Below are 6,705 nucleotides of genomic sequence, written 5' to 3'. Positions count from 1 at the left end.
CGGACCATGATCTGGTTCAGGGACAGTGCCTGGTGGGTAGTTTAACTGGGGCGGTTGCCTCCCAAAGAGTAACGGAGGCGCCCAAAGGTTCCCTCAGCCTGGTTGGAAATCAGGTGTCGAGTGCAAGTGCACAAGGGAGCTTGACTGTGAGACCGACGGGTCGAGCAGGAGCGAAAGCTGGGACTAGTGATCCGGCACCACCTGGTGGAAGGGGTGTCGCTCAACGGATAAAAGGTACCCCGGGGATAACAGGCTTATCTTGCCCAAGAGTCCATATCGACGGCATGGTTTGGCACCTCGATGTCGGCTCGTCGCATCCTGGGGCCGCAGTTGGTCCCAAGGGTTGGGCTGTTCGCCCATTAAAGCGGCACGCGAGCTGGGTTTAGAACGTCGTGAGACAGTTCGGTCCCTATCCGCCGCGCGCGCAGGAGACTTGAGGAAACCTGTCCCTAGTACGAGAGGACCGGGACGGACGAACCTCTGGTGTGCCAGTTGTCCCGCCAGGGGCACGGCTGGTTAGCTACGTTCGGATGGGATAACCGCTGAAGGCATCTAAGCGGGAAGCCCGTTCCAAGATGAGGTCTCCCACCCCGCGAGGGTTAAGGCCCCCACCAGACCAGTGGGTTGATAGGCCGGAAGTGGAAGCGCAGCAATGCGTGCTTGAGCTAACCGGTACTAATCGGCCGAGGGCTTGTCCATACATCCGCGGTGTCCACTGTGGAGTTCTTGAGCTTCGTCGTGTGCCGGCGACGAGGCTGTTGTCCTCGGTTTCGGAACCAGCGCGGGCATGTATGCCGGCTCGGGTCGTGCGGTCGGCGGGGGTGACCGCAGCCCGATCTGATCACGTCGTGACCGGCGTGCGGCACGTCACGTGCCGGATACTTCCGTCGCCACACCGTCTGCGGGCCCGTCGAGGTGCGCGCCATCCTGCCGCGAGGATCGCGGGATCGTGTCGTACGGCGCCACGTCGCGCTGTGGGCGGGCGCGCGGCGCGATCAGGGCAAGCGGTGGTCGCGCCGGGGCCTGCTGTGGGTGGGCAGCATCGTAGGGGCGCGATCGGCTACCGTAGAGGGGTTACGGAGTCTGTGTACGCGCGGGCCGGGCGGGTTCGCCCCTGTTCTGGCTGCCGGGAGGTGAGATACATGCGTCCGCAGCCGTGCGTGCTGCTGAAGTACGGCGAGATCGCCCTGAAGGGGCGCAACCGCAGCTGGTTCGAGGCGCACCTGCGCAGGGGTGTCGAACACGCGTTCCCCCGCTCGCTCGGTGATGTGCGGGTGCTGTGGCGCCAGGGCGCTCTCGCGGTGTCCTGCCCGGAGCTGTCCGTCGAGGAGCTGGAGGCGCGCGCGCAGCGCGTTATGGGGATCAGCGTTGTGCAGACCGGTGTGCGGGTGGACAAGACGCCGGAGGCTGCCGCCGAGGCGGCTGTCGACATCGCGCGGCGACGCAGCGAGGGAGGCAGCAGGCCCAGCTTCGCGATCCGTGCCCGGCGCAGGCACAAGCGCTTCCCGATGAAGTCGACGCAGCTCAACGCGTTCATCGGGGAACGGGTCTGTACCGAGGTGGGTCTGCCGGTGAACCTGAGCAACCCCGACATCGAGATCGAGGTCGAGGTGGACCGCAACGAGGTGTTCGTCTCCGGCGAACGCAACCGCGGCCAGGGCGGCCTTCCTGTCGGGTGCAGTGGCCATGCCGTGGTGCTGCTTTCGGGCGGCTACGACTCGCCCGTGGCGGCCTACCGGGCGATGCGACGCGGGCTGCGCTGCGAGTTCGTGCACTTCACCGGAGCCCCGTACACCGGTCCGTCGTCGACGTACAAGGCGTACGCGCTGGTGCGCGAACTCTCCCGGTTCCAGCCGGATGTGACGCTGCATTCCGTGCCGGTCGGTAACGCGCAGCGCGCGCTCGCGGTCGGCGGTGCAGGGGAGGCCCAGATCGTCGCGCAGCGCAGGCTGTTCGTACGGGCGGCGGAGACACTCGCGGGCCGGCTGGGTGCCGAGGCGCTTGTCACGGGCGACAGTCTCGGTCAGGTCTCCAGCCAGACGTTGTCGAACATGGCGACGATCGACAACGCCTGCTCGCTGCCGATCCTGCGGCCGCTGGTGGGATGGGACAAGGAAGAGATCGTCCGCGAGGCCCGCGGGCTCGGCACGAGCGAGATCTCGAAGCTGCCCGACGAGGACTGCTGCACGCTCATCCTGCCGCCGAACGTCGCCACGCACACCAACCCCGAGCAGCTGTCCCGCATCGAGCACCGGGTCGGCCTGGACGAGCTGGTGGAGAAGCTGCTCGCCGAGATCCAGGTGCTGCGACCCGGGCAGGCGGAGCCGGTGGCCTCCTGCGCACAGTGAGGTGGGCGAACTCCCCCAGGAGTTCGCCCACCTCACCGCGCCCTGTGCACGAGCCGGGCTGTTTACCTCGGTGCCCGCAGGGTTTCCTTCCTGCCGCCGGCGGGGATCGCCCACCTGCGGCTGTGTTGTTGATATCGACCCGGAGCGGGGAGACGCTCAGCAGGCTCCGAGATCGCGCCAGTAGGCGCTCTGCCCGGGCTCGTAGTGCCAGACGTACCAGGTGGCCTCCCAGAGATGGCCGTTATGGCTCACCTGGTCGCTCGGCTCGTAGTGGGTGGAGGCCGACCACGCGTCCGCACCGTCGCACGGCTCCGGTCCGGGACCGGGGTCGGTGCCGCCGCCCGTGACGTCGTCGATCCACTGCTGGTGCGCTCCGACGTGGCTGTAGATGGCGGCGTCGTTGTCCTGGCACGGGTGGCGTCCCTGTCCCGCGCGGCTGGTGGCGCCGGTGAGCTGCCACTGGCCGTTCACGTCGATGATCGAGGGTCCTCCGGAGTCGCCGTAGCAGGCGTTGGAGTCCGGGTCGTCGTCGCCGAGGCAGAGCTCGTTCGACGGGTCGAAGCCGTTCGTGCACCCGGAGGTGACCTCGAGGTCGAGCTGCTGGAGGTGCCGGGTGCCGGAGTCGCGTTCCCCGCTGGTGCTGCCCCAGCCGAGTATCCGCGTCGGGGTGCCTTGCCGGTCACCGCCGTCGGCGATCGTGATCGGCTGCTCGGAGACCTGCCGGTCCAGCTCGAGCAGCGCGATGTCGTTGGACAGCGTGCGGGGATTCCACTGGGGGTGGGTGTGCTCGGCGGTGACGCGGGCGACGGTGCCGCCGGAGTCCCGCGTTATGGTTCCGATCCGTACCTGTGCGATGTTGATGCCGTCCACGCAGTGCGCTGCGGTGACCACCCAGTCCGGTTCGATCAGCGAGCCGCCGCAGACGTGCTGCCCGTTGCTGCGCTGCAGCGAAGTCATGAACGAGTAGGTCTCGCTCGCGGGGTCGCCGTCGACGATGTAGGGCTGGACGTGGTCGTCGCCGGGTTCCGTGGTCCCGGCCGCCGCCGTGAGTGGTGCTGCCAGTGCCAGTGAGGCCAGCGCCAGCACGCTGGTCGTCGCTCGGGCGAGTGTTCGTAGTCTCATCGAGCCGTGTCTCCTTGGTCGTCGACCCTGACACTGCGCACTATGTGTGATGAGAAGGGACATACGTCATGCCATCAGGGCATGCTCTCCGGTTATCGCACGGGAACGTTCCGGTTTCGTGTTGTCAGCCGGTGCATAAACGTCGCTCGACAGGGTGAGGCTTGCCTCGGTATCCGACTTCGGAAGGGGTGTGCTGCGCGTGCCGAACGGCTAGCATGCGGCGTATGGAGCTGGAGTCGCGGCACCTCCGGGTGGTGTGCGCCGTTGCCGAGCACAACAGCTTGACCAGGGCGGCGGCGGCACTCGGCATGTCCCAGCCCAACCTCAGCCGCCAGCTTCAGCGCCTCGAACGCGCACTGGGAGGTGCCCTGTTCGTCCGGCACGAGCGCGGTACGAGCCCGACCCCGCTCGGTTCCTATGTGCTCGCCCGTGCGCGCGCGGTGCTGCCGGCCATGGACGAGCTGAGCCTGGCGGCCTCGCGTCACTGCGGGGCCGTGGTGGAGACGGAGCGGCTGCGCTGCGGCGCCACGCAGGGGCCGCTGGGTACCCGGTTGATGCCGATCCTGCGCGAGCTCAACTCCACCGCGGAGGTGACCCTGCTCAGCGAGGACTCCGGCGCGTTGCTGTGCGACCTCGTCGTCGGCGGGTTCATCGAGCTGGCGGCGCTGGTGGAAAGCGCGGGGTACGAGGCCCCGGCCAGGCCGGAGTTGGACCGCCGCGTGGTGGCTACCGCGCCGATGTGCTTGCTGCTCGCGGAGACGCACCCGTTGGCCGCGCGGTTCGAGGTCGACCTCGCGGAGCTGACCGGGGAGGACTGGGTGATCAAGCCACCTGCCGACAACCGGATCCGCGAGAATCTGACCATGGCTTGCCACGAGCGCGGGTTCGAGCCGGTCATCCGGTACGAGGCGGGTGCCAGCGAGGCACGCGAGCTGATCAGGGACGGTTACGCGATCGGGCTGGGTCTGTCGACCTTCCGCGCGACCCCCGGTATCGCCGTCCGCCCCATCGTCGGCGACCCGTTCTGGGAGAAGAACGAGCTGGTCTGGCACAAGACGGGGCCGTTGTCCGATATCGGCGACAAGCTGGTCGGCCGGGCACGGGTCGCCTATCAGGAAGCCGCCGAGCAGAGCCCGGCGCGGCAGGCGCGGCAGGACCGCGAACAGCGCCAGCGGGTGTAGCGGTCCGCGCGGACCCTCAGCGCCAGTGCCGTGCCGCGGGCGACGTCGACTCGCTCCTCGAGCCCGATGTACCCGCCTGTTAGGCCTTGGCCGCTGCTATGTCGTCCATCGTGTAGTGGATGTCGTTGTGCACGGCGACCACGCCGGGCAGCTGCGCTGTGATCCCGCCTGCCCGCTCGGCCTCGCTACGGCGATCCACCACCCCGGACAGCGTCACCTCGCCGTCGGTAACCTCTACCGATACCTCGTCTGGTGCGGCCCACAACGCCTTGCGGAGCACCTCGCGCCGTACGGTCTCGGCGAGCTCGTCGTCGTCCCGTGTGAACACCCGCAGCGCATCCCGCCTGGCGAGCACGCCAAGCAGCGCGCCGCTCTCGTCGACGACGAACAACCTGCGCAGCCGCCCCGCCATGAGCAGGCGGGCTGCCTGTGACAGGGGTTGTTCCGGTGTGATGGTCTTGACCTTGGTGGTCATCACGTCCGCCACGGCGGTGGCGGTGGCCTTCCGGAACTGGCGCCAGCGGCGCCGGCCCGCAAAGAGGTTCGGCATGCGGATGACACCCTCGTACTGCTCCTTGACCAGCAGGTCGGCCTCGGAGACCACGCCGAGGACCTGCGACTGCGGCCCGAGCACCGGCAGCGCGCTGATTTCATGCTCATTGAGTAGCTGGGCAGCTTCCTTGAACGGGGTACCCGGCGTCACGCTGATGACGTTCCTGGTCATGAATTCCGCGACCGTCGACTGTGACATTGCTGCCTCCTGGCGTGCGAAGAGCGTTGGTGTGCCCAGCTTGCCTCGCCCGGCAGCACTGGCAGCAGCGACCAGAGTCGTCAGGTCCGGGGACCAACGTCCCGGTCACATCGGGCCAATGTCACCAGCGACGCACCGGCTGTACGGGGGCGGATCGGACTCCGCGGTCGGTCGGCGCCATGGATAGACAAGGCCCCCGCCCGTGACCTAGGGCGAAGGCCTCGTTGCGTCGTTGTCACAGCTCGGACAGGCTCGCGGTGAACGCGCGCCACGCGGTGAACGGCACCTGGACGGTGCCGCCGTCGCGGTCCTTGGTGTCCCGCACTCGTGCGGACCGGGAGAGGGACACCTCCACGCAGTTGTCGGTCTGGGTGCTGCGACTGCTCTTCCTCCAAGTATCGGTCCTGCCGGGTACCGTCATGCTGTCGTCTCCTTGCTGTTGATGACATCGGCGACGAGCCTGAGCGAGTCGCTGGGGCCCATCGCCACCTCGCGAACCTTATTCACCGCGTCGCGGTAGCGTTTCACCTCATCGGGGTCATGGAGGAACAGCCCGCTGATCCGATTTTCAAGGTGCACCACCGCGTCGCGGTCGTCGAACTCCGTCAGCGCGAACGGACCTTCCAGCCCGGGATGCCACGGGCAACGTGTGGGAATCACGCGCAGCTCCACGTTGTCGCGGTGCCCGTAGTCGTGCAGCGTCTGCAGCTGGTCGGCCATCAACGCGTGTCCACCGATCTCCTGGTACAGCACTGGTTCCCAGATGACGGCAGACAGCCGTGCCGGGTTGCGACGGGTGATCGCCTCACGTCGCCCGACGCGTACTGCCACTCTCATATCGATCTCATCGCGGTCGACGTCTCCCGCGATCATCATGGCCCGGGCGTAGTCGGCTGTCTGCAGTAAGCCGGGTATCAGCAACGGCGAGACGGCGGTGATTGCTGTGGCGTCTCGCTCGATCTCCAGTAGCGTGGCGAGCTGGCGCTGTCGATCCGGCATATTGATGGACAGCCAGTGCGATCCGTCCGGGTCACGTGCGAGTTCGATCAACTCTTCACGCTGCTCGGCGGGAGCATTGACCGCGGTCAGGAATACGGCGACGTCCTCAGGGCGGGGTGCGCGTTGCCCGGTTTCCCACCGGGATAGGGAAGCGTGGGAAGTGCCGAGCTCGGTAGCGAGCTCCCGGAGACCGTATCCGGCTGACTCGCGTGCGCGGCGCAACTCGGCGCCGATCGCTCGCGCTTTCGGGGTGGTACCGGGCATGCACCACATGCTACGCCGACACTGCGCGTGACCGCCCATC

The 6,705-nt window shown here is 67.7% G+C and carries 6 protein-coding genes and 1 rRNA gene (1 of these 7 running past the window's edge); 3 read left to right on the top strand and 4 right to left on the bottom strand.

The features are described from left to right. Positions 1-699, top strand: a 23S ribosomal RNA gene (locus H0B56_RS15270) (it extends 2,258 nt beyond the left edge of the window). 443 nt (positions 700-1,142) lie between these two features. After that, entirely contained in the window at positions 1,143-2,348 is a 1,206-nt protein-coding gene (gene thiI, locus H0B56_RS15265; protein WP_180893728.1) for a tRNA uracil 4-sulfurtransferase ThiI, read from the top strand. Positions 2,349-2,504: 156 nt separating this feature from the next. Here thiI and H0B56_RS15260 read toward each other — a convergent pair whose 3' ends face one another. After that, on the bottom strand, positions 2,505-3,470 hold the full coding sequence (locus H0B56_RS15260) for a trypsin-like serine protease (protein WP_180893727.1): 966 nt from the start codon (positions 3,468-3,470) through the stop codon (positions 2,505-2,507). Positions 3,471-3,694: 224 nt separating this feature from the next. On the opposite strand from H0B56_RS15260, the gene H0B56_RS22970 reads away from it, so the two are divergent. Then, the gene (locus H0B56_RS22970; RefSeq protein ID WP_180893726.1) at positions 3,695-4,651 is read left to right on the top strand and encodes a LysR family transcriptional regulator; all 957 of its coding nucleotides are present in this window, start codon (positions 3,695-3,697) and stop codon (positions 4,649-4,651) included. A 79-nt stretch (positions 4,652-4,730) separates the two neighbouring features. Here the strand turns inward: H0B56_RS22970 and H0B56_RS15250 are convergent, their stop codons facing one another. The 3 genes from H0B56_RS15250 to H0B56_RS15240 all read right to left on the bottom strand — a co-directional run bounded on the left by H0B56_RS15250 (position 4,731) and on the right by H0B56_RS15240 (position 6,665). Further along, positions 4,731-5,402 carry a CBS domain-containing protein gene (locus H0B56_RS15250; protein WP_180893725.1) on the bottom strand — a complete coding sequence of 224 codons (672 nt, stop codon included), beginning with the start codon at positions 5,400-5,402 and terminating at the stop codon, positions 4,731-4,733. A gap of 235 nt (positions 5,403-5,637) precedes the next feature. Next, a complete protein-coding gene (locus H0B56_RS15245; RefSeq protein WP_180893724.1) occupies positions 5,638-5,823 on the bottom strand; it encodes a DUF397 domain-containing protein in 186 nt (61 codons plus the stop codon). Beyond that, a complete protein-coding gene (locus H0B56_RS15240) occupies positions 5,820-6,665 on the bottom strand; it encodes a helix-turn-helix domain-containing protein (RefSeq protein ID WP_180893723.1) in 846 nt (281 codons plus the stop codon). The genes H0B56_RS15245 and H0B56_RS15240 overlap by 4 nt, the downstream gene beginning before the upstream one ends. Positions 6,666-6,705 lie beyond the last annotated feature (40 nt).

This window comes from Haloechinothrix aidingensis, from assembly GCF_013450155.1.
Lineage (GTDB): Bacteria > Actinomycetota > Actinomycetes > Mycobacteriales > Pseudonocardiaceae > Haloechinothrix > Haloechinothrix aidingensis.
This window is presented reverse-complemented; position numbering and strand designations above follow the sequence as displayed.